Source organism: Chryseobacterium soldanellicola, from assembly GCF_900100115.1.
Classification (GTDB): domain Bacteria; phylum Bacteroidota; class Bacteroidia; order Flavobacteriales; family Weeksellaceae; genus Chryseobacterium; species Chryseobacterium soldanellicola.
This window is the reverse complement of the sequence record NZ_FNKL01000002.1, coordinates 526,163-547,901: the sequence shown is the minus strand read 5'-3', so window position 1 is coordinate 547,901 and position 21,739 is coordinate 526,163. Positions and strand designations below refer to the sequence as shown.

20 protein-coding genes and 3 pseudogenes are annotated in these 21,739 nt (G+C 35.1%); 10 read left to right on the top strand and 13 right to left on the bottom strand.

The annotated features are described in order from the left end of the window. Positions 1-81 precede the first annotated feature (81 nt). Entirely contained in the window at positions 82-1,143 is a 1,062-nt protein-coding gene (thiL, locus tag BLT04_RS07295) for a thiamine-phosphate kinase (RefSeq protein ID WP_089755131.1), read from the top strand. Positions 1,144-1,214: 71 nt separating this feature from the next. On the opposite strand, the gene BLT04_RS07290 is transcribed toward thiL, so the two are convergent. Then, on the bottom strand, positions 1,215-1,502 hold the full coding sequence (locus BLT04_RS07290) for a hypothetical protein (RefSeq protein WP_089755130.1): 288 nt from the start codon (positions 1,500-1,502) through the stop codon (positions 1,215-1,217). Between the two features lie 126 nt (positions 1,503-1,628). Beyond that, the gene (gene pepT, locus BLT04_RS07285) at positions 1,629-2,876 is read right to left on the bottom strand and encodes a peptidase T (protein ID WP_089755129.1); all 1,248 of its coding nucleotides are present in this window, start codon (positions 2,874-2,876) and stop codon (positions 1,629-1,631) included. Between the two features lie 186 nt (positions 2,877-3,062). Between pepT and BLT04_RS07280 the strand changes: the two genes are divergently transcribed. Next, entirely contained in the window at positions 3,063-3,911 is an 849-nt protein-coding gene (locus tag BLT04_RS07280) for a hydroxymethylglutaryl-CoA lyase (RefSeq protein WP_089755128.1), read from the top strand. A 165-nt stretch (positions 3,912-4,076) separates the two neighbouring features. Beyond that, entirely contained in the window at positions 4,077-4,913 is an 837-nt protein-coding gene (locus BLT04_RS07275) for a sulfurtransferase (protein ID WP_089755127.1), read from the top strand. 167 nt (positions 4,914-5,080) lie between these two features. Here the strand turns inward: BLT04_RS07275 and BLT04_RS07270 are convergent, their stop codons facing one another. From BLT04_RS07270 to BLT04_RS07255, 4 genes are read right to left on the bottom strand one after another with little or no spacing between them, the layout of a single operon-like run. Beyond that, positions 5,081-5,407 carry an SUF system Fe-S cluster assembly protein gene (locus BLT04_RS07270; protein ID WP_089755126.1) on the bottom strand — a complete coding sequence of 109 codons (327 nt, stop codon included), beginning with the start codon at positions 5,405-5,407 and terminating at the stop codon, positions 5,081-5,083. Positions 5,408-5,410: 3 nt separating this feature from the next. Further along, positions 5,411-6,115, bottom strand: a complete 705-nt coding sequence (locus tag BLT04_RS07265) for a 3'-5' exonuclease (protein ID WP_089755125.1) — start codon at positions 6,113-6,115, stop codon at positions 5,411-5,413. Between the two features lie 55 nt (positions 6,116-6,170). Further along, entirely contained in the window at positions 6,171-6,518 is a 348-nt protein-coding gene (locus tag BLT04_RS07260) for a tRNA-binding protein (RefSeq protein ID WP_089755124.1), read from the bottom strand. Beyond that, on the bottom strand, positions 6,515-7,024 hold the full coding sequence (locus BLT04_RS07255; protein ID WP_089755123.1) for a hypothetical protein: 510 nt from the start codon (positions 7,022-7,024) through the stop codon (positions 6,515-6,517). Before BLT04_RS07255 ends, BLT04_RS07260 begins: the two co-directional genes overlap by 4 nt. A 200-nt stretch (positions 7,025-7,224) precedes the next feature. Between BLT04_RS07255 and BLT04_RS07250 the strand changes: the two genes are divergently transcribed. The 7 genes and pseudogenes from BLT04_RS07250 to BLT04_RS07220 form a co-directional block, all read left to right on the top strand. Further along, a complete protein-coding gene (locus BLT04_RS07250) occupies positions 7,225-7,797 on the top strand; it encodes a DUF4840 domain-containing protein (protein ID WP_089755122.1) in 573 nt (190 codons plus the stop codon). 91 nt (positions 7,798-7,888) lie between these two features. Continuing rightward, positions 7,889-8,455 carry an RNA polymerase sigma factor gene (locus tag BLT04_RS07245; RefSeq protein ID WP_089755121.1) on the top strand — a complete coding sequence of 189 codons (567 nt, stop codon included), beginning with the start codon at positions 7,889-7,891 and terminating at the stop codon, positions 8,453-8,455. After that, positions 8,448-9,812, top strand: a complete 1,365-nt coding sequence (locus tag BLT04_RS07240) for an outer membrane beta-barrel protein (RefSeq protein ID WP_089755120.1) — start codon at positions 8,448-8,450, stop codon at positions 9,810-9,812. The genes BLT04_RS07245 and BLT04_RS07240 overlap by 8 nt, the downstream gene beginning before the upstream one ends. A 130-nt stretch (positions 9,813-9,942) precedes the next feature. Further along, complete coding sequence (locus BLT04_RS07235; protein WP_089755119.1) at positions 9,943-10,905, top strand: T9SS type A sorting domain-containing protein; 963 nt, start codon at positions 9,943-9,945, stop codon at positions 10,903-10,905. A 208-nt stretch (positions 10,906-11,113) separates the two neighbouring features. Beyond that, a pseudogene (locus tag BLT04_RS07230) lies at positions 11,114-11,956 on the top strand (YifB family Mg chelatase-like AAA ATPase); the annotation flags it as partial. 77 nt (positions 11,957-12,033) lie between these two features. Continuing rightward, complete coding sequence (locus BLT04_RS07225) at positions 12,034-12,978, top strand: MrcB family domain-containing protein (protein ID WP_089755117.1); 945 nt, start codon at positions 12,034-12,036, stop codon at positions 12,976-12,978. Between the two features lie 23 nt (positions 12,979-13,001). Then, a pseudogene (locus BLT04_RS07220) lies at positions 13,002-13,703 on the top strand (YifB family Mg chelatase-like AAA ATPase); the annotation flags it as partial. Positions 13,704-13,834: 131 nt separating this feature from the next. Here the strand turns inward: BLT04_RS07220 and BLT04_RS07215 are convergent. The 7 genes and pseudogenes from BLT04_RS07215 to BLT04_RS07180 form a co-directional block, all read right to left on the bottom strand. After that, positions 13,835-14,338 (bottom strand): hypothetical protein, encoded by a 504-nt coding sequence (locus tag BLT04_RS07215; protein WP_089755115.1) that lies wholly within the window; start codon positions 14,336-14,338, stop codon positions 13,835-13,837. Between the two features lie 8 nt (positions 14,339-14,346). After that, on the bottom strand, positions 14,347-15,024 hold the full coding sequence (locus BLT04_RS18885) for a JAB-like toxin 1 domain-containing protein (RefSeq protein WP_394331113.1): 678 nt from the start codon (positions 15,022-15,024) through the stop codon (positions 14,347-14,349). 39 nt (positions 15,025-15,063) lie between these two features. Continuing rightward, a pseudogene (locus BLT04_RS19110) lies at positions 15,064-15,186 on the bottom strand (RHS repeat-associated core domain-containing protein); the annotation flags it as partial. Positions 15,187-15,323: 137 nt separating this feature from the next. Continuing rightward, complete coding sequence (locus tag BLT04_RS19020; protein WP_089755113.1) at positions 15,324-15,785, bottom strand: hypothetical protein; 462 nt, start codon at positions 15,783-15,785, stop codon at positions 15,324-15,326. Between the two features lies 1 nt (position 15,786). Next, positions 15,787-16,578, bottom strand: coding sequence for an RHS repeat-associated core domain-containing protein (locus BLT04_RS19015; RefSeq protein ID WP_228421918.1), 792 nt, complete (start codon positions 16,576-16,578; stop codon positions 15,787-15,789). 420 nt (positions 16,579-16,998) lie between these two features. Next, positions 16,999-17,814: an RHS repeat-associated core domain-containing protein gene (locus BLT04_RS07190; protein ID WP_089755110.1), complete on the bottom strand. Its 816-nt coding sequence runs from the start codon at positions 17,812-17,814 to the stop codon at positions 16,999-17,001. Between the two features lie 470 nt (positions 17,815-18,284). Beyond that, positions 18,285-21,737 carry a DUF6443 domain-containing protein gene (locus BLT04_RS07180; protein ID WP_089755108.1) on the bottom strand — a complete coding sequence of 1,151 codons (3,453 nt, stop codon included), beginning with the start codon at positions 21,735-21,737 and terminating at the stop codon, positions 18,285-18,287. Between the last annotated feature and the right edge of the window lie 2 nt (positions 21,738-21,739).

The window sequence follows — 21,739 nt, the reverse complement described above, 5'->3', positions numbered from 1 at the left end:
TAAGAGATAAATGATCATTGATAGAATAAGACGTCTTCAAAATCATTTATCATGTATCAATCATCACTTATAAATTAAAATATGTTTGAAGATAAAGAACCGGAATTAACGCCGATCTCGAAATTAGGAGAATTCGGATTAATTAAACATCTGACTCAATTTTTTCCTGTATCCAATGAATCTTCGGAGCTTGGAGTGGGTGATGATGCGGCAGTTATTAATCCCGGAAATAAAAAAGTTGTCCTTACGACAGATGTTTTGGCTGAAGGTGTTCATTTCAATCTGGGATATGTTCCGTTGAAGCATTTGGGCTATAAAGCAGTTGTCGTAAATCTTAGTGATGTCGCAGCAATGAATGCAACTCCTACGCAGATTTTGGTTTCCTTGGCGGTTTCCAATCGTTTTCCGGTTGAGGCGCTGGAAGAAATTTATTCCGGGATTCAGGCGGCCTGCTCAAGATATAAGGTCGATCTGATCGGCGGTGATACCACAAGCTCAAATGCCGGACTTGTGATGAGCATTACGGCAATCGGACTTGAAAACGAAGAAAATATCGTCAAAAGAAGCGGCGCAAAACCGAATGATCTGCTTGTTGTTTCAGGAGATTTGGGGGGAGCTTACATGGGACTCCAGATTCTGGAAAGAGAACACGCTGTATTCTTGGCAGATCCTAATATGCAGCCTGAAATGGAAGGCTACGACTATATTTTGGAAAGACAGCTAAAGCCTGAAGCAAGAACCGATGTAAAAGCAATTTTAGAACAATTGGATATTAAACCAACTTCTATGATTGATATTTCTGACGGATTGGCTTCAGAAATCCTGCATTTGTCTGATCAATCGAAAGTTGGATTCAGATTGTATGAAGAAAAAATCCCGATGGATAATCTGACGATCACGACGGCGGATGAATTTAATTTAAATCCTGTAATGGCTGCTTTGAGTGGTGGTGAGGATTATGAATTATTGTTCACCATTTCACCAAACGATTTTGATAAAATGAAAAATCATCCTGATTTTACGATCATCGGTCATGCTGTTGATAAAGAAGAAGGAAATTTTATGGTGGCGAGAGGCTCAAACCAGCTGATTGCTTTGACGGCGCAGGGTTGGGATGCCTTTTTAGGAAATCAGCAAGAATAGAATAATTTGTTCTTTTAGATATTAAAAACCCACTGCCATGGCAGTGGGTTTTATCTTATTTTTTTCTGTTACTAATCTTTCTTAATATCTGCTTTTGCGTCTTGGTAGGTTTTATCTACAGCTTTTGCTCCTTTTTTAGCTGTTTTCTTAGTCCATTTAGTTGCTTTTTTTACACCTTTTTTTGTGGCATCGTAACCTTTTTCAGCAGTTTTGCCAGTCCATTCTGCACCATCTTTAACGGCTGTTCCTACTTTTTTAGCATCTTTTTTTATCTCTTGCTTTACTGAATCGGTTTTTTGTGCAGATATACCGATTCCAAATAAAAGAATCACTGCAATTGAATATAATCTCTTTTTCATTTTAAATTTGTTTGTTTTATAGTTTCAAAAATCAGACCATTAATTTTTAAAATTTTCAGACTCGGGCAAATAATAAATAAGAAAGACTGCCTCAGAGACAGTCTTTTTGGTTTATATAAATAGAAACTACGCCTTTACAATATTAATAATCACCTCCATTGCTTTCTCCATACTTTCCAGAGCTACATATTCATAAGGTCCGTGGAAGTTCATTCCGCCTGCAAAAATATTCGGACAAGGTAACCCCATGTAAGATAACTGAGCTCCGTCGGTTCCTCCTCTGATTGCCTTGATTTTAGGTTCAATATTCGCTTCTTTCATGGCTTTTGCGGCAAGATCGATGATATGCATCTTCCCTTCAAACTGCTGTTTCATATTGCGGTATTGCTCTTTGATCTCAACTTCAGCCGTTCCAGCGCCATGTTTTTGATTAAATTCCGCAACTTTTTCCTCCATGAATTTCTTTCTTGCTTCAAATTTATCAGCGTCATGATCACGGATGATGTATTGTAGTTTAGCCTCAGAAATATCTGCATTGATATCCATTAAATGATAAAATCCGTCAAAACCTTTGGTTGTAGCCGGAGTTTCATTTGCCGGAAGCAACTGTATAAATTCAGCAGCTAAAAGACCTGCATTCACCATTTTTCCAAAAGCATAGCCTGGGTGTACGCTCAGTCCGTGGATTTTCACCACTGCTCCTGCAGCATTGAAGTTTTCATATTCCAATTCTCCAACTTCACTTCCATCCATGGTATAAGCGAATTCTGCCCCGAATTTTGCAACATCAAATTTATGCGCGCCTCTTCCGATTTCTTCATCGGGCGTAAAACCTACAGCAATTCTACCGTGCTTAATTTCCGGATGTGCGATTAAATATTCTGCAGCCGTTACGATTTCTGCGCAACCGGCTTTGTCGTCGGCCCCAAGAAGCGTATTTCCGTCAGTTGTAATCAAGGTCTGACCGGTATATTTTTTTAAACTTTCAAATTTTGAAGGTGATAAAGTAAATCCTGTTGTCTGATTCAACACCAAATCACTTCCGTCATAATTTTCCCAAACCTGAGGTTTTACATTTTCACCACTGAAATCGGGCGATGTATCATAATGCGAAATAAATCCAATCGTAGGTCTGTCATTATTTTCAAGATTTGAAGGGACATAACCCATAATATACCCGTTATCATCAATCGAAACATTTTCAAGACCGATCGTTTTCAGCTCTTCAACAATATATTTTGCGATGTCCCACTGCTGAGGAGTAGAAGGAGTCGCTTCACTTTCAGCGTCGCTTGTTGAATATATTTTTACATAGCTAAGAAAACGGTTCAGTAGTTTTTCTTTCCACAATTGGTCGAATTGTATTGTACTCATTGGATATCATAAATTTCAACAAAGTTAGCAAATTTGATGCTCAGAATAAGTTATTTGCAGTTGAATATATGATATTGAAATTTTAAATCATATTTAAAAGGCTGACAATCAAAATAATGTTACTTTTGAGTAAATCTATACAAACTTGTTTAGTTTTATTATATTTGAAAAAATCTAAATCTACTAATGTTTCTAACTGAATGTCCGAGAGATGCAATGCAGGGATGGGGAGAATTTATCCCGACTGGCAAAAAAATAGATTATATTAACTCCTTGATGGAAGTTGGGTATGATATTTTGGATTGTCTGAGTTTTGTTTCTCCAAAAGCAATTCCTCAACTGGCTGATTCTGCTGAAGTGGCGGAAAATATTGATAAATCTTTATCCAACACAAAAGTTTCAGCAATCATCGGAAATTACAGAGGGGCCGAAAAAGCATTAAAACACCAATCTGTTGATATTCTGGGTTTTCCGTTTTCTATTTCTGAGACTTTTCAACACAGAAATACCAATAAAAGCCAGGAAGAAGCTTTTAATGAAATTATTAAAATGCTTGAGCTTACAAAAAGTGAAAACAGAGAATTGAACATTTATTTCTCAATGGCATTTGGAAATCCTTACGGAGAAATGTGGAAATGGGAAGATGTAGATTTCTGGGCACAAAGGTTTTCAGAAATTGGAATTAAAAATATCTTACTTTCTGATACAACGGGAGTTGCGACACCGGAAACAATCTCTCTTTTGTTCGAAAAAATACCGTCAAAATATCCTGAAATTAATTTTGGAGGTCATTTTCACAACCGTTATGAAGATTCTTATTCAAAATTAAAAGCGGCTTATGACAAAGGCTGCCGAAGATTCGACAGTGCCATCAAAGGAATCGGCGGTTGCCCCATGGCAGAAGATGAGCTGGTGGGAAATATGCCAACCGAACAGGTGATCAATTTCATGAGCGTTGAAAAAGTAGATCATAAATTGAATTTGTTAAACTTCGAAAGCGCTTATAACAAAGCGAAGGATATTTTTCATTTTTAAAAATAAAATATTCATTTAATATTAGCGATGTCATCCTGAGCTTGTCGAAGGATCTCAACAATTAAAATGAAATTAAGAACATCAATAGGAGCGGGCTTTAGCCCGCTTTACTATATTTAAAATCAAAAGGCTTTAGCCCAAAATAATTAACCAAAAATCAATAAAATGACACCAATAATCTCTCCATCCGAATTAAAAAATTTCCCAGCCGAAAATCTCATCATCCTTGATGCAAGAGTAGGAAAAGATGTGTATCAAAGCTATTTGAGCAAACACATCAAAGGAGCCCGGTTCATTGATTTAGATAAAGATTTGGCGGAGGTCGGAGAAAACGCGGCTTTTGGTGGCAGACATCCGCTTCCGGGTGTTGGAAAGTTTTCGCAAACGTTATCAAATCTTGGGATTTCAGAAAACTCCCATGTTGTTGTTTATGATGATAAAAATGGCTCAAATGCGGCCGCAAGAGCCTGGTGGATGCTAAGATCTTTTGGATTAAATAATGTACAGGTTTTGAACGGCGGCTTTCAGGCTGCTGAAGAAGAAGAATTAGGATTTTCATCCGGTGAAGAAACTTTTGAAAAATCAGATTTGATTAAAAAAGAAAGCTGGCTTCTTCCGACTTCAAGCTTGGAAGTTGTTGAAAATGAATTAACAAACCATTCTTCAACGGTAATTGATGTAAGAGATGCGTATCGTTACAAAGGTGAATCTGAACCTATCGATTTGGTTGCAGGGCATATTCCCGGAGCGATCAATATTCCTTTTTCTGAAAATCTTGACGAAAACGGAAATTTCCTGAAACCTGAATTTTTACAAGAAAAATATTCAAAATTACTGAAAGACAAACCTGAAAATTTAATCATTCACTGCGGTTCGGGAGTTACAGCGTGTCATACAATTTTAGCGTTGGAATATGCTGGTTTTCAAATTCCTACCTTGTATATTGGCTCGTGGAGTGAGTGGAGCAGAAGAGAAGGGAAAGAAATTGCAAGAGAGGTTTAGAAGAATAGACGTTCTTTTTGTCATTTCGACGGAGGAGAAATCTATTTAGATTCTTCACTACATTCCTGAACTTCGTTCGTAAACTTCCAGTTTATGTTCAGGATGACAGGTATAAACAAAATAAAAGACTGCCAAAAATGACAGCCTGATTTATTTTAATTGAGAAATTAAAGCATTCCCAATTCAAACTTCGCTTCTTCACTCATCATATCCTTGTTCCAGCTAGGCTCAAAAGTAAGCTCTAAATCTACGCTTTTTACATTTTCTACTTCCAAAACTTTGTCTTTAACTTCCTGTGGAAGCGTTTCTGCAACCGGACAGTTTGGCGTAGTAAGGGTCATAATAATCTTCACATCGCCGTCTTCTGAAATCTGAACATCATAAATAAGTCCCAATTCATAAATATCCACCGGAATTTCGGGGTCATAAACGGTTTTTAATACTCCAATGATTTCTTCTCCTATATCGGCAATTTGATCGTCTGTAAATTTCATTTTTTAATCTAGATTGATATTCCTTTTCAATAAATCTTCCTGACGCATCCGCCGGAAAACATTCGCCAAAGTTAAGACATCTTTCTCACAATAGTCAACTATTCTTTGCAAGTCTTTTTCTATGTAGTAGATTGATGAAACCATTGAGCCGTCGATATCATCCTTCGGGGTAGGAATTCCGAAAACATGAGCCAGTAATTCTAAGGAAACGAAGCTTTTATAATCCCCGAATTTCCATAATTCCATTGTGTCAATATGCGGAATTTCCCAAGGTTTTTTTCCAAACATCTGAAATGGAGTCGGCGGCTGCATTCCGTTAATTAAAAATCGTCTTGCAATCCATGGGAAGTCGAATTCTTTCCCGTTATGAGCGCAAAGAATCACGTCACGAAGCCTCGGACTGTTAAAAATTTCACCAAATTCCAATAGCAGTTTCTTTTCATCGTCATCTGCAAAACTTTTGATCTTTAATGTATCATTTTTCTCGATCATTCCGATGGTGATGCATATTATTTTTCCGAATTCTGCCATAATTCCGGCTCTTTCGGGGTAAAACTCTTCGGCGGAAATCTCGTCTTTCCGTTGAAATCTTGTTTTTTTATCCCAAAGCTTTTGATCGGGTTCAGGTAATTCTTGCCAGTTTCCGACACCCGGAACGGTCTCAATATCAATGAATAAAACTTTTTCTATTGGAATGTGCTGTATCATTTATCTTTTGTTCTTATTATCTTAACCTTATAAGGTGTAATTTAACGGGTAAATTTTAGCCGACCTGCATTCCGTTTTTTGCAGGCAATGAGGTGGTTAAAAGGGTAATGTCTTTTTTATTTTCGCCATAGACTCCCAAAACTAAGCATTCACTAAAGAAATTGGCAATTTGTTTTTTGGGAAAATTAACCACGGCTAAAATCTGTTGTCCTATTAATTCCTCTTTCTTATAAAGAGAAGTGATCTGTGCGGAAGACTTTTTAATGCCTAAATCTCCAAAATCTATTTCTAATTGATAAGAAGGATTTCTGGCTTTTTCAAAATCATTTACGGAAATAATCGTTCCTGTTCGGATATCTAATTTTTCAAAATCTGCCCAAGTGATTTCGGGTTTTATTGTCATGATAATGAGTTAATTAATTGTTCTACTTCTGCTTTCTGTTCTGCATATTTTTGTTGTAATCCGGAGCCTTCGCCCATTCTTCTGTAATATTCCAGAGCTTTATTTCCGAAAAATTTTCTGTGAAAATTTGAAACATCAGGAATTTGTGGAAAAACTTTATGAAAAAGCATCTCGTAATATGCCTGAAATTCCCTTTCGTTTTTATCTTCAATTACATTTCCCGGTGCTTTTTGTCTTACATGAAGCATTTCATGAGCGACCATATTTAAGACAAGATTCAGATCAAAATCAAATATATTTTTAGGGATCATGACCATTTGTGGATGTCCCAATTCACCTTCGGCCGTTAAAAGCATTGAATTTGGCGATAATTCCTGTCTGAATCCAAAACCTGCAAAATTTTCATGCTCCAAATTAAATGAGCGAATTAAATATTCTGCCGCATCTATAATTTGATCATGCTCTTTATAAGCATTGAGGTGTAAATTGATCTGTTCGAAATTCATTTCAAATATGTTTTAACAAATGTATTAAAATAATAAAAAACAGGAAACGCTTTTAATTAAATGAATTTTTTTCGTTTTAAAATCAATTAGTTATGAATTTTTCTTAAATTTTTTGATAATTCGGTGCAAGATTCTCCAAAAAGAGGATTTATATAAATGAGTACTCAAAATAATGAATGTTTAATGAACAAATTTAGAAAATGAAAAAATTAATGGTACTTAAAGCTTTTGTAGCTGTTTTGGTGATGTTTGCAGGATTTACGCTGATCTCGTGTAATGACGATTATGAGATGATTCCCGTAAAGCTGACGGATGTAAACGGGAGCTACAGAGCAAAATTGGTAACGTCGCAGGGAAATACGGGAACAGAAAAAATCATTGACTTTACAGCAAAAGATACGGTGATTACATTTAAGGAATTCCCGATCAAAGAAATTGTAAAAGCGGTGGTACAGGATCCCGCAAAGGTTGAAGCTGCAGTAACAGCGATCGGAAAAGTAGAATATAAGCTCGATTATACCTCAAAGATTAATACAAATAACAATGTCGTGGAATTGAGTTTTGAGCCGAAAACCTTAACCCTGCAAATCCCTGTAAACGGCACAAATAAAACCACTGTAGTAACATTGGCCGCCAAACAGAAAGGCTTATTTGTGGGACAGGACTGGTCTTTGAGATTTGGTCTGGTGGCAGAAAAAATAACAGTAGACGGAATAATTTTAACCCCTTTTGAAATAATTAAATATGATTTCCCGTATTGTTTAAAATATTAAAATATTTATTGGTCATGATAGGTTGTGCTTTGAAAAAAGGCAACCTATTTTTGCAGTTATTATGTTAAGTAACACCTCAGTGTAAGGATAAATGGAATTAAGTAAGGAGCAGATTTTGATCAACCGTCTTCTGTCAAAGGAAGAAACTGCCTGGAAGGAGCTTTTCGAAGCCTACTCCGGGAACCTTACTTATGTTTGCTCGCGGTATATTATCGAAAGGGAAGATGTGCATGATGTGCTGCAAAACAGCTTTATTAAAATGTTTCGATCGATTGATGCTTTTGAATACAGAGGAAATGGTTCTCTGAGGGCCTGGATGAGCAGAATTGTAGTCAATGAATCATTGAAGTACATAAAGCAGAACTCTGATTTTAAATTGATTATAAATGATTCTGAATTGCCCGATATTGTGGAAGAAGAAGAGCCCAATCTGGAAGAAATTCCGCAGGCGGCGATTATGAAAATGATTCGCTCGCTTCCGGAAGGTTATAGAACAGTTTTCAATCTTTTTGTGTTTGAGGATAAAAGTCATAAGGAGATTGCGGAAATTTTAGGAATTGCAGAAAATTCTTCTGCCTCACAATTTCATAGAGCTAAAGCTATGCTTGTTCAGAAAATTAAAGAATATAAAATGTCAAAAACAGCGCAATATGAGTAATCAGTGGCTGAATAATGTGCGCAATAAAATGGAAGATCATACAGAAGATGTTCCGGACGGATTGTGGGATGATATCAGGGATGAATTATTCAATAAAGAAGAGGAAAACACCATTATTGTTCCTGGAAATGATCTGAAAGCTCAGAATAAAGCCGGGTACAAAAATTTATGGTATAAAGTTGGAGGCGTTGCTGCTGCGATTGCTGTTTTCTTCATTGGCGGAAGGGAATTATTGCAACGGTATCACGAAAAGGAAGCTTCCCAAACCGCAGTAAATTCAAGTAAAAAAGAGAGTAGGAATTCCTCAGACAATCAAATTGATACTATTATTTCGAAAGAAAAGAGTAAAAAACATATTGAAATTGTTCACGAATTAAATCCAAATATTGCAGAAAAAAATTCTGTTCCGGAAAATTCTGTTTTTTCAAATATCATACATAAAGATTTAGAGGAAATTTTAAATCTGGAAAAGAGTAATTTATTTGAAAATCAATTCAATACAAGCTTATTTAAACAAGAAGAGGAAGCTGCAAATCAGGGAAATTCAATTAATAATAATGAATCAATTAATGAATTAAAAGAAATCGGCGGACTTATTTCCAGAGAAGAAAAAATAATAAGCGAAAAGAAAAAATTAGCGAAAAATATTCCGAAAAAATCCTGGATGCTGAGTATGCTGACGGGAAGCGCTTCTCAAAATTCCGCAACACAATTCCCGGGATATGCCACCTTAAATGGGGCTACAATGAGCATCAGCGATGAAATCTGGATCGCAGGATATGAAGACGATCCTTTGATGGCTATTCTTTTGGCGAATCAGGACAAAGAAATTGATGCGCGAATCAGGTATAAAATTCCTGTCACCTTCGGACTTTCCGTTTATAGGAATTTAGGGAAAAATAAAAAATGGGGAATCGGAACGGGGATAAATTATACCAAACTGTCAACGGAGCTTCAATCCGGAAGCACTTCTGATTTTATAAAAAACGACCAGACAGTTCATTACGTGGGAATTCCGGTTCAGATCAATTATAATGTTATTCAGAAAGAACGGTTTACGGGATACGTGACGGCTGGAGGATTGGCTGAAAAAGCAATTTCAGGAAATATTAAAACAAAATACATCGTAAACGACGAAATAAAAGAAGAAACAACCGAAAATATAAATAAAAAGCCAGTACAATTCTCTGTGAATAGTGCTTTGGGTGTACAATTTAAAGTTGTTGATAAAATTGGAGTGTATGCAGAACCGGGCGTAGGATATCATTTTAAGGATAACAGCTCGTTGAACACGATTTATAAGGATAAACCATTCAATTTTAATGTCAAATTCGGGGTCAGAATATTGATCGATTAGTAAATAAATTAATATAAATATCAGAAAACAGCGAGGCTTATTTTTTATAGGTCTTAAGGAAATATTTTTTCTATTTCTGATTATTAAACAATATAATAAACATCAAATCAACTATTTAAATTATATACATATGAAATTAAAACTAATTTTTTTAACATTTTTATTATTAGGCTTTTTCAATTTAAAAGCTCAATGTACACCGACAATTACGAGCCCGAGACTCGGAACCATGTTTGCTAATGAAGTCGTTTTTTGTAACAGCGAATCTGAAATTCTTTCCACAACACAGAGTTACACGACATACCAATGGTACAGGCAACAATGGGATTGGCAGACGCCCAATAATAATCCGTGGGTGGCCATTCCTGGAGCGACTTCTCAGAGCTTAACGATTGATGGGGTAAATGATATGCTGTATTACTTTAAAGTAGCTGTTACTCAGGGTGGTTGTGAAGCTGAAAGTGCACCTATTCTTGCTGATGGATATGTTTACGGGCTTCCGTTTCTGATGGCTGACTTTACACCCGGAACTTACGAAGAAGTGAATGGAGAATACAATGTTTGTGAAGGAGCGACGGTACAGTTAAATGACGGATTCCCATTGGTTTACGGAACTCATACGTGGTTTAGCTGTGTGCCAGGCAGCAACCCGCCGTCACCTACAGAACCCTGCATCATTCCAGGGGCAACCGGAGACTCTTATGTTGCGAGCCAGTCTGGGCAATACGGTTTCTATGCTTGTACGGAATATTGTCCGGATCAATGTGAAATGTTGGGGGATTTTGCCTTTATTAAATTGAATTTTGGAAACTGGAGCTTCTGTAATCTTGCGACAGGCGAGACAAAACCGAAGGAAAATAATTTGAGCATTTATCCGAACCCGACTTCGCAATTCATTTATATCGGAAGAGAATCTGATAAAAGCTACCCTGAAATTTCGATCATCGATATGTCGGGAAGGCTTGTTCTTCAAAAAAGAGAACATAAATACAATCAGGCTATTGATGTAAGTGCTTTAGTTCCGGGAACTTATGTTATTGCATCCAAAAGCTCAGACGGGAAAATCTATAAAAATAAATTTATTAAAAAATAATGTGATCATAAGTCCTTGAGGATTTAGTTAGTTTTTTCAGTAATGGTTATGGAGGCGCAAAATTTATTTTGCGCCATTTTTTGTTGTCTTGAATTTTACTCTAAATATTAAAATATTGCATTTTGAAAGGATTATTGCAAAATATTATGAATTAAATTCCGGCATTTCGTAAATAAAATATTAATTATTTTTACGGCAAAACACAATCATGCTGATCAAAGTTTATGGAAGCGCAATTTTCGGAGTTGCAGCCCAGACAATTACCATTGAAGTAAATATAGACACGGGTGGAGTAGGGTACCACCTCGTGGGCTTACCCGATAATGCCATTAAGGAAAGCAGCTACAGGATTTCTGCTGCCTTGAAAAATGTAGGATTTAAAATTCCCGGGAAAAAAATAACCATCAATATGGCTCCCGCGGATCTCAGAAAAGAAGGCGCAGCTTATGATTTAAGCATTGCAATTGGGATTTTAGCCGCATCGGATCAGATTTTAGCGGAAAATGTTCACGAATATATTATTATGGGCGAATTATCCCTGGATGGTAGCCTGCAACCGATCAAAGGTGTTCTCCCGATCGCAATCCAGGCTCGTGAAGAAGGTTTTAAAGGAATTATTTTACCAAAACAAAATACGCGCGAAGCTGCAATTGTTAATAATCTTGATGTGTATGGGGTTGAAAACATCAAAGAAGTAATTGATTTTTTTAATGAAGGAAAACCTCTGCAAAAAGTAATTATAGATACCAGGAAAGAATTTCAGGAAAAGATTAATGATTTTCCGTTTGATTTTTCCGAAGTTAAAGGCCAGGAAACTGCAAAAAGAGCAATGGAAGTCGCTGCAGCTGGCGGTCACAACATTATTCTCATCGGGCCTCCCGGAAGCGGGAAAACGATGCTGGCTAAAAGAGTTCCGAGTATTTTGCCGCCTTTAACCTTGAAAGAAGCCTTGGAAACCACGAAAATACATTCCGTTGCAGGAAAAATGGGAACTGAAACTTCGTTAATGACAGTTCGCCCTTTCAGATCGCCACACCACACGATTTCTGATGATTTAGTTTGAGCTCCATTATAAATGTGATGTTAATTAATTTTATTTTTTGTTTTTTTGTTAACTAAATAATAAACATGAGAGAGAATTTACTGGAAATTTTGAGTAATTATATACCATTTTATGGTGATAACGGCCATGAAGTTACAAGAAAGATAAAAAGTGATTTGCCTAACATAATAATTGATATTATTGCTGAACCTGACAGGTATTTAGTTAAAGGGTCATATGGAGCAGGTAACTGGGCAAATGTACCTTGGGTTGCAGTTTTTGATTTACTGGTTACTGATTCTCCTCAAACTGGCTATTATCCAGTCTTCTTATTCAGAGATGATATGTCAGGTGTTTATCTTTCTTTGAATCAGGGTGTAACTAAAATTCAGGAAAAATATAAACGTGACACAAAACAAATTCTAAGATTTAAAGCAGAGGATTATGCTTCACAAATAGAAGACTTTTTTGGATTTAATGCAGAAAAAATAATTTTAAAGAGAAATGAGAAAACGAATAATAGATTACCAAGCTTATATCAGGCTGGAAACATAGTTTCTAAGTTTTATTCTTCTGATAATCTGCCTTCCGATGAAGAGTTACAAAAGGACCTCAAGAATATTTTAATAATTTATCAACAAATTTATATTAATGACAATATCCCTTTAAATAACTCAGATGATGGTCAAGAAGAGCTTGAATTCAAAGACTTTGAAAATTTAAATAAATTCAGATTTCATAAAAGAATTGAGAGAAATTATAAATTATCAAAGAAAGTAAAAGAAATTCAAGGATATATTTGTAAAGCATGTGATGTAGATTTAGAATCAAGATACGGTGAAATTGGAAAAAATTACATTGAAGCCCACCACTTAAATCCTATTTCCACATTAACTGGGGAGAAGATAGAGCTTGATGCCAGAAAAGATTTCACGGTATTATGTGCTAATTGCCATAGAATGATTCATAGATTAGAAGACCCCAGTGACCTACAAGAGCTTCGAAGAATTATTGAACAACATAAACATTAAAATTTGCCCCCTCATTCAAGAAAGCAACAGATGTCGCTTTGGTTGGTGGCGGAAGTTACCCACAGCCGGGAGAAATTTCTCTTGCTCACAACGGAGTTTTGTTTTTAGATGAAATGCCGGAGTTTAAAAGAACCGTTTTAGAAGTGATGAGACAGCCTCTGGAAGACCGTGAAGTAACGATTTCAAGAGCCCGTTTTACGGTAAATTATCCTTCCAGCTTTATGTTGGTGGCTTCAATGAACCCGAGTCCTAGCGGTTATTTCCCTGATGATCCGAATAACACCTCATCGGTTTTTGAAATGCAGCGTTATATGAATAAACTTTCGGGCCCGCTTTTAGACAGGATTGATATTCATGTTGAGGTGCAAAAGGTTGAATTTGAACAGCTTGCAGAGAAAAGAAAAGGTGAAAAAAGTGAAGATATCCGGAAGCGGGTTTTAACGGCCCGCGAGATACAAAATGAAAGGTATAATGAATTGAATATCAGTTATAACGCTCAAATGGGATCGCGCGAACTGGAAAAATTCTGTGAGCTTGATGATACTTCTTTTAACCTCATCAAATTAGCTATGGAAAAATTAAATCTTTCAGCAAGAGCATATGACAGGATTTTAAAAGTTTCAAGGACGATCGCCGATCTTGAAGAGTCTGAAAATATCCTTTCACAACACGTTGCTGAAGCCATCCAATATAGAAGCTTAGACAGAGAGTTCTGGAATGTTTAATCCAATATTCTGAATTTAAAGGATTTTTTTAGGAATGAATTTTTCTTAATTTTTATTGTTCTAAAGTCATTTTTAGCTGAGAAGCTTTTTAAACTTAAAAATATCTTTACATCTAGATTTCCTCAAACATATCATTTAGATTTTAAATAATTTCTGACTTTTTTATCCCACGTTATTTGGTCACTTGTACTATGAAATGGAGCTACATAATTGAAGTTTTTATCTACATAAAACTTCCAAGTTACAGGATCATAATCCATAATAATCCCATTTTTATTAATAAATCCAGTTGTTGAAACTTGCTTTAATTTTTCCAATAAAGACTTTGTATCTATATTCCCTTCAGCTGTAAAAGAGAGATTTAAATTTTTGTATTGATATGTCCCTAAATCTTTTTCAGTGTTGTTTAAACCTAGATACATTTGAGGATCAAAAGCTGTTAATTCTACTAAATAATTAGATTCATTAGAAAATTTACTAAATCTGATTAACAGGACTTGTTTATCAGTATTTATTTCTTCAGTTTGGGTGAATAAATCAACCAATTTTAACAAATTATTGTCTTTATTAAATTTATTACTAGAACATTGAATAAATATTAATAAAAAAAGCACATAAAAAAAATTATTTTTCATAGCAAATATTATTTTGGTGAAAAGCCGTTTCTCATTGGTGAAATTACAGTGGAACCATTATAAAATATTGTTTTTGGACCATCTAAATAGTGGGGAGCATAAATGAATCGATTGGCTTTTACAGGCATAGTCTCTGCATTTTTTCTGTCACCTTGAAATCTTCCAAGTGTTGATTCTATAATGTTTTTTTGACTATTTAAAATCCTTATATTAAATCCTGATGGTTCAATTGTACTTGCTTTCTCTCCTGGATGATTATGTCCAAATAATGTAATATTACCAATACTATTAACAAACGGAGTTACCGAAGAAGGGGCATGATTAGTGCCGGATATTGTTGTATTATTTTCTGTTATAACATTAAACTCCACATTGGTGTTATCTGCTACATATTTAAAATAGTTTAAAGCAGTTCCTTCATTTGCTCCAAAATTGATGTAATCATACTTTTCAGTAGTGTTGGTACTTAGCACGGTTATATCAGCAGTTTTAGAGTTTTTTTCTATAAATCCTTTTGGACCAATTTCTACACCGCCATCATTTTTAGCTTTCAACTTTCCATTCTTGTCAAAGTTCTTTTCAGAGTATATAACATCTGTTTTAGAATCAGCCATCTTAGTGAGATTTCCTGAGTTATCCAATTTGAAAATGTCCTTTGCTTCCCTTCCATCCGGATCAACAAACATGATAGGATTGCCAAAAGCATAGTTGTAAGGACTGTGACGAGTCATTTTCTCTGCCAGCGGGTCCACAACACCCCATCTTCCGATATCCGGCATATAAAATCTTGCACCATAATCATACATCCCGGATTCTTGTTGCAGTTCCTTGCCGTTATATTGATATTTATAAGCTGGATTTCCGGCTAAAACATTATAGCCTTCATGCTTTAAACCAAAAGGATAATAATTGTTTTCTTCAAGAACTTCTGCGCCCGAACCATTGTTAAATAACTTATCCTATTATTTCCTAACTAATCTTTATACTAATCATATTCAAAAGAATGTTCAGACTGTGATAAAATAAACTCGGCTTTAACATCGTCTTTGCTTAAACCAATATATTTGCCTTTTTTTAGATCAATTTTAAATTCTTGTTTTTTCCCATTTAAGGTTAAAGAAAGATTAATAATACTCTTAAATTTTAGCTTCCGCTTAAGAATTAGTTCTTTATTAGAGACTGTAGATGTATTAGAAACTATAACTTTATTATAAATCTTTACTTTATTACAGTCCAATATAGTTACATCTAAATCAGCAAAACCAATTGATTCTCTTGAGGTTATCACAAGATTGCTGATTATCTCATTTTTATTAATCTTTAACGAAATAGTATCCTTTTTAAAAAAATCATTAAATGATATTTTTAATTTATTATTTTCTACACTTTGCGCAAAAGCTGTACAAATACTATAAAATATTAATATTACACTTATTATTTTTTTCATTTTATCTCATTATTTGTTGTCCTTGATTAAGCTTTCCTGTATCATATGCTTTTTTCATTTCTTGTATTTGATTTGGAGTAACAATTTTACCCGCATCTTTACTTGCTGTTTGATTCATAATATTTCCAGGCATAGGACTTTTTTCAGCAGGATGCAATTGATTTGCAGAGTGTCCCAACTCATGACTAATTGTACGTTCCATCGTACCAAATCCACTTTGAGTTTTCCCTGTTCCCGCGTACTGTCCCTCTTTAGCCTCTGTTCCATTTAACATTTGATTTCCAAGATAAACAATATTTTGTCCAAATGATGCCTTACCAAGTGTACCCATTCGTTCAGTTCCTCCGGATTCTTTTGGAATATCTCCATTATCTACAATCCTAAATGCATGGTCTGTTTTAGATAAAGAGTTGTCAGCAGATGCAACAGAAATATTTGTAACTACATTTACTTCAAATTTATCACCTTTAATTCCATAAACTTCTTTTAATGAATTACTCATTCTGTCAACATAAGAACTCATTTGCTCAGATGTATAATTTTTACTAGAGTCATTAATAAGCTTCCCTGTTACCGTCATAGTTACTACTGTCGTGCCATCTTCTCTCACAGTACTTGTAAACCCAATATGTTTCGCTTCTCTTCCATCCGGGTCAACAAACATGATAGGATTGCCAAAAGCATAGTTGTAAGGACTGTGACGAGTCATTTTCTCTGTCAGCGGATCTACCATACCCCATCTTCCGATATCCGGCATATAAAATCTTGCTCCATAGTCATAAACTCCCGCCAAAGGCGGGAGTTTTTATTTTAATTTTCTGTACTTATAAATTTTGAGCGTATCGCTTTATAGAAAAATACCAGTAATACAATAAAACTTATTATAAAATTAGCAATTGCATCAGTATTTAGTATATCTTTTTTACTATAGACAAAAAGAATATATTCGATGATAAAGCAAATAAAAATTAGACTCAACCATATTTTCTTCTCTTTCAATGAATAATAAATTGGAAGTGAAAAGAATACTACATCAAGAATTGGAAATACTAAAACGATCCATAAATAATAAAACAAATCTTTTCCATTTTTTATGTGAAAAATGCCTTTTAACATTGTAAAATCATTATTTATTATCATTAAGAAAAAATAGAATACTATACATTTTACAAATAAAAAAATGCAAATATTTAAAAATGTGGGTTTTAACATATTAATTTCTTTTATAAAATTTTGATGGATAATAGGAAAAATCTCGTATTGGTTGTCCTCCGGTTCGTCCTTCTCCTCTTGCTGCTGGAGAATATCCTGTAACAGGGGCGGTATGAGTCCCCACAAATGATGGCTGTTTATAATTCATCAATGTTGTTCCCGTATTATTAAGCTTCAAAGTTGCCGAAGGAAATATATTAGTATATGCATTTACAGATAAATTGCCACTGCCTTTATCAAAACTAATGTTCAGTTTTTGTGCCACATCTACAATTTTGAATCCTGCTGCATTTAAGCCTGCTTCTTCATAGGCCGGAAAACTATTGGGAACACTTGCGTGTTGTTCATAATTTACAGACATTCCTGATTTTGTAAAATAATTATTACTTCCACCTTCTCCAGGATAATAATCTCTTCCTTCAAATATTCCAAAAGTTTTACCCATTTCTGTATTTTTTGTAGCAGATAATCCTGTCAATTCACCGCTACTGTTTTCACTTGCAGAAAGATTAATTGTAGTAGTTAATTTATCTCCTTCCGGAAGGCTTCCTAAAGGTCCATCATAATTACTGCCAATGTAGCTATTAAACGTGAATGATAAATTTTTTCCTAAATAAGTTTCTCCTGCTTTTGTCGTAGCCTGAGAGTTTGCGTTTTTATCCCAATAAATCGAGCCGTCTTTTCTTTCTACAAAATCAGTTCCGCTTAATCCATTGGTATCAACATAGCGAATTGGGTTATTGTAAGCGAATCCGTAAGGTTCCATTGTTTTCTCTGCCAGCGGATCCACCACACCCCATCTTCCGATATCCGGCATATAAAATCTTGCTCCATAGTCATAACTCCCGCCAAAGGCGGGAGTTTTTATTTTAATTTTCTGTACTTATAAACTTTGAGCGTATCGCTTTATGGAAAAATATTCCTAAGACAATAATCCCTATAATGATATTGTAAATGCCTAAGGTTTTATCAGAAGGAGCATAAAAATACGTGTAAGCACTATACTCAACCATAAAAAATAATACTATACAAAGTATAAAATATATTCCTTTTTTTATTTTCAATATAAAATATAGAGGAAGAAAAAAAACTAATATTAACGGTATTAAATATATCAATATATATAAAATATAATTCAAAGAAAGCCTAAACATTTCAGATGATGTTTCTGCATTGTTTATTACTGCATCCTTAAATCTATCTTCAATAAAAGCAAGTATAAAAAAGAAGATAAGATACTTCGCTAATAAGCACAAAAAACTATTGATAAGACTAACTTTAAACATATTAATTTCTTTTATAAAATCTTGATGGGTAATAGGAAAAATCATAGGCTCTGGCTCCGCTTACAGGAACACTGTTATAAGGAGCTAAATGAGTCTTATTAAATGAAGGCTGGTTATACTGCATGATTTTACTTCCATTAACCGTTACATTAGCTGAAGGGAATATATTGGTATAGGCGTTTACAGAAAGATTACCACTACTACTGTTGTAATTGACATTCAATTTTTGAGCAACATCCACTATTTTATATCCTCCCAAATTCAATCCAATCTCTTCAATTGGAGATACACTTGCATGCTGTTCAAAATTTACATTAATTCCTGTAGATGTCGTTTTCATATCAAAAGTATTATTGCTACCTCCTTCTCCAGGATAATAGTCTCTGGGCTTACCTATTGGGGTTTTTCCTGGTTTAGATTCAAAATCCCCTACCAAACTTGTTAGTTCCCCAGCAGCATTTTCTCTACCTGTAAGTGTTAATGTACTTGTTAATTTAACACCAGCAGGATCTATAGCTGGAGGACGAGGACCATCCCAAAGTTTTCCATCAATGTAGCTGGTAAATTTAAACTCCAATGTTTTTCCTAAATAGGTTTCTCCAGCTTTAGTAGAGGCTTGAGAATTTGCATTTTTATCCCAATAGATAGAGCCGTCTTTTCTTTGTACAAAATCATCGGGAGCCATCCCCGTTGGATCTCCAAAACGTACAGGGTTATCAAACGCATAAGCATATGGCGACCAGCTCGGCATCTTTTCAGCTAGCGGATCTACAACACCCCATCTTCCTAGATCAGGCATGTACATCCTTGCGCCATAATCATACATCCCAGATTCCTGCTGTAATTCCTTGCCATTATATTGATATTTATAAGCAGGATTTCCAGTTAAAACATTATATCCTTCATGCTTCAATCCAAAAGGATAATAATTGTTTTCTTCAAGAACTTCTGCGCCCGAACCATTGTTAAAATAACTTAAACGGATATTACCCAAATGGTCTGTATAGTTGTAAATATACTTATTATTTTCAAAATTATAATACCCTTCCGAGGTGGGTACAAATTTTAGGGTAGAGAGATTTACGTTTTGTATTTCTTCATACTGAAAACCATCCAGATACTCTGTAGTTTTCTTTGTATACATAGCATTTTCACTGTATCGGTGTTCTTTCTTTAATTTTATACCATCAGCCCTGTAGAAATTATATACATTTTCGTTTTGCCATTGATTTCGGGTAAAATACTGTCTGTCAAATTGCAAATAATTAGGTAAATTTAAATAATTATACCGAATCTGTAGAATACCTTTGTCCTTCTGGTCTTTCATATTTCCGTTATCATCATAAGCAATGGTGTTTCCGGAAACATCAGGATAGCCTTTATAGTTGGTAGAGCCGTCAGCCACTGAGGTTAACTGATTGCCCAGATAAGTATATGTCAGCCTATCAATCTGTTCTGCTAAGCCATTTGCGTTTTTAGAGTTCCTGTATAGCTTCGACATATTTCCATTGATATCATATTCTAAAGATTCGCTGAAAAAATGATTTTCCGGAACGAATGAATTTGGTTCTGAATAGAGCCCGTTTAAAAGCCTGTTTAAAGGATCATACTGATAAGAATATCTTTTTAAAACATTATCATTTGATGTTCTCCAATCAACTTCGGCAATATTTCCGTTATGCTTTCCTATTGAAAGGGAAGTGTTTACAGGGTTGTTATACTTCAATTCATATCCAAACAGCTTTCCGTTTAGATTGGCAGGATCATTAATTTTAGTCATCCAGCCTCGGATATTGTATTTATAATCAATAATTTGAAGTGGGGTAGCAGTACTTGTGCCTCCTGCTTTTTTCGATTCTAGCTGTGATAATTCATTATATTTATTTTGAGCTAAAATTTCTTCAGGATTACTATCGACTTGGTGTTTATGAACCAGCAACCTGTTTTGGTTATCATACTCAAAATTTTCAGTAATGACTTTTTCCGTGTCTGTATTTAATCTTTTGTGTCTTGTAATTGCTTTTTTAGTTACTCCCGCAAAATCCAGTTCTGATTCCGTTTTAGTATAGCCTCCCAGATGATTGATGGAATATGTTCCTATTGCTCTACCTTTAGTATCGTAGTAGATGTAATTTTTGGTCCAGTTGTCATCTTCTATGTTTTTAACCAAGGTCATTACCGGTAAGCTTTTTATGCTAATTCCACCACTATTGGCAGGATTATCTGTTATGACCGTGCTTCCAAAAATAGTTGAAGGAAAGGCAGGATTAAAGCTGTAATTTGGATAGGTATCATAATAATTTAATGATAAGATTGTAACCCATTTTGATGAATTCGGATAGGTTGAATCCGGATTTTCATAATATACATCTATGCCTTGTCTGTTGAAAATTGCCGTGCTTACTCGGGCTACATTATTGGAGCCCAGACCATCAATTATATTTTGTTCTGCGATTCTGGATGCGCCTGTACCTATTCCTGTAATGGCAACTCTTCCGAACTGATCATATTTGGTATATAACCATTGTCCTTTATTTCTCAATTCTGCATCCTGAGTGGCAACCAAACGATCCTGCTTATCGTAGGCCATATATTCCCAGCCTTTTCCGGGAATTTTCTTTTCAACGAGTCTGCTTTTCCCGTCATAGCGGTAAATATAGCATAATTCATCTTGCTTGGTAGTATTAGAAACAATATCTCCTCTGATACTTGCCAATGGCGGAATCACAAATGCGAGCTGGTTATATTCATTATAAATATAATAGGTATCTGCATATTCATTATTGGCAATTACTTTTCTTACTAAAATGGTTTGTCCCTGTCCGTTTTTAAATTCGATGGTTTCATTGCCGTCTTCATCTTTTACAGAATTTTTATACAGTTGAGCGTCGGTGTACAGCCAGTTTTCACCAAGAGTGCTTTTTGTGGCTCCGTTTTCCCAAATAGTAGCTGTAGTAAATTTTCTTACCCTATCTGCAACCGTATTGGCATCATAGCTAAATTTTACAGGTTTGTTACTCCAATCATTTCCCACCTGTATCTGTTGCTGGATTCTGTCTAAAGGTGAGTTTTCTAAGATTTTTTCTGAAAAGATCTTTTCTCCACCATAAATGGCTGAAATATTTCCTAATGGAGAGGTGTAAATTCCTCCGTTCTGGGTCCCCGATTGTGGAATGGGAAGAAAATCTTTAATTTGCCTCCCAAATCCGTCATATTCGATGTGGGTAACAACATCTTTTCCTGTGGGAGAAGCTTTAACGTTAACTATCTGTTTTGGCCTTCCCAAACCATCAAAATACTGGACCGTATTAATCTGTTTTGCTGTTGAACTGCTGGTGGTAACAGGCTCAAGATATGTTCGGGATTGGATATAGTTTTCTGTAGTAGGTAAATTTTGTGCATGGGCTAAACTCGTGATAAGCAAAGCGCCAATGGGAATAATTATTTTTTTCATGC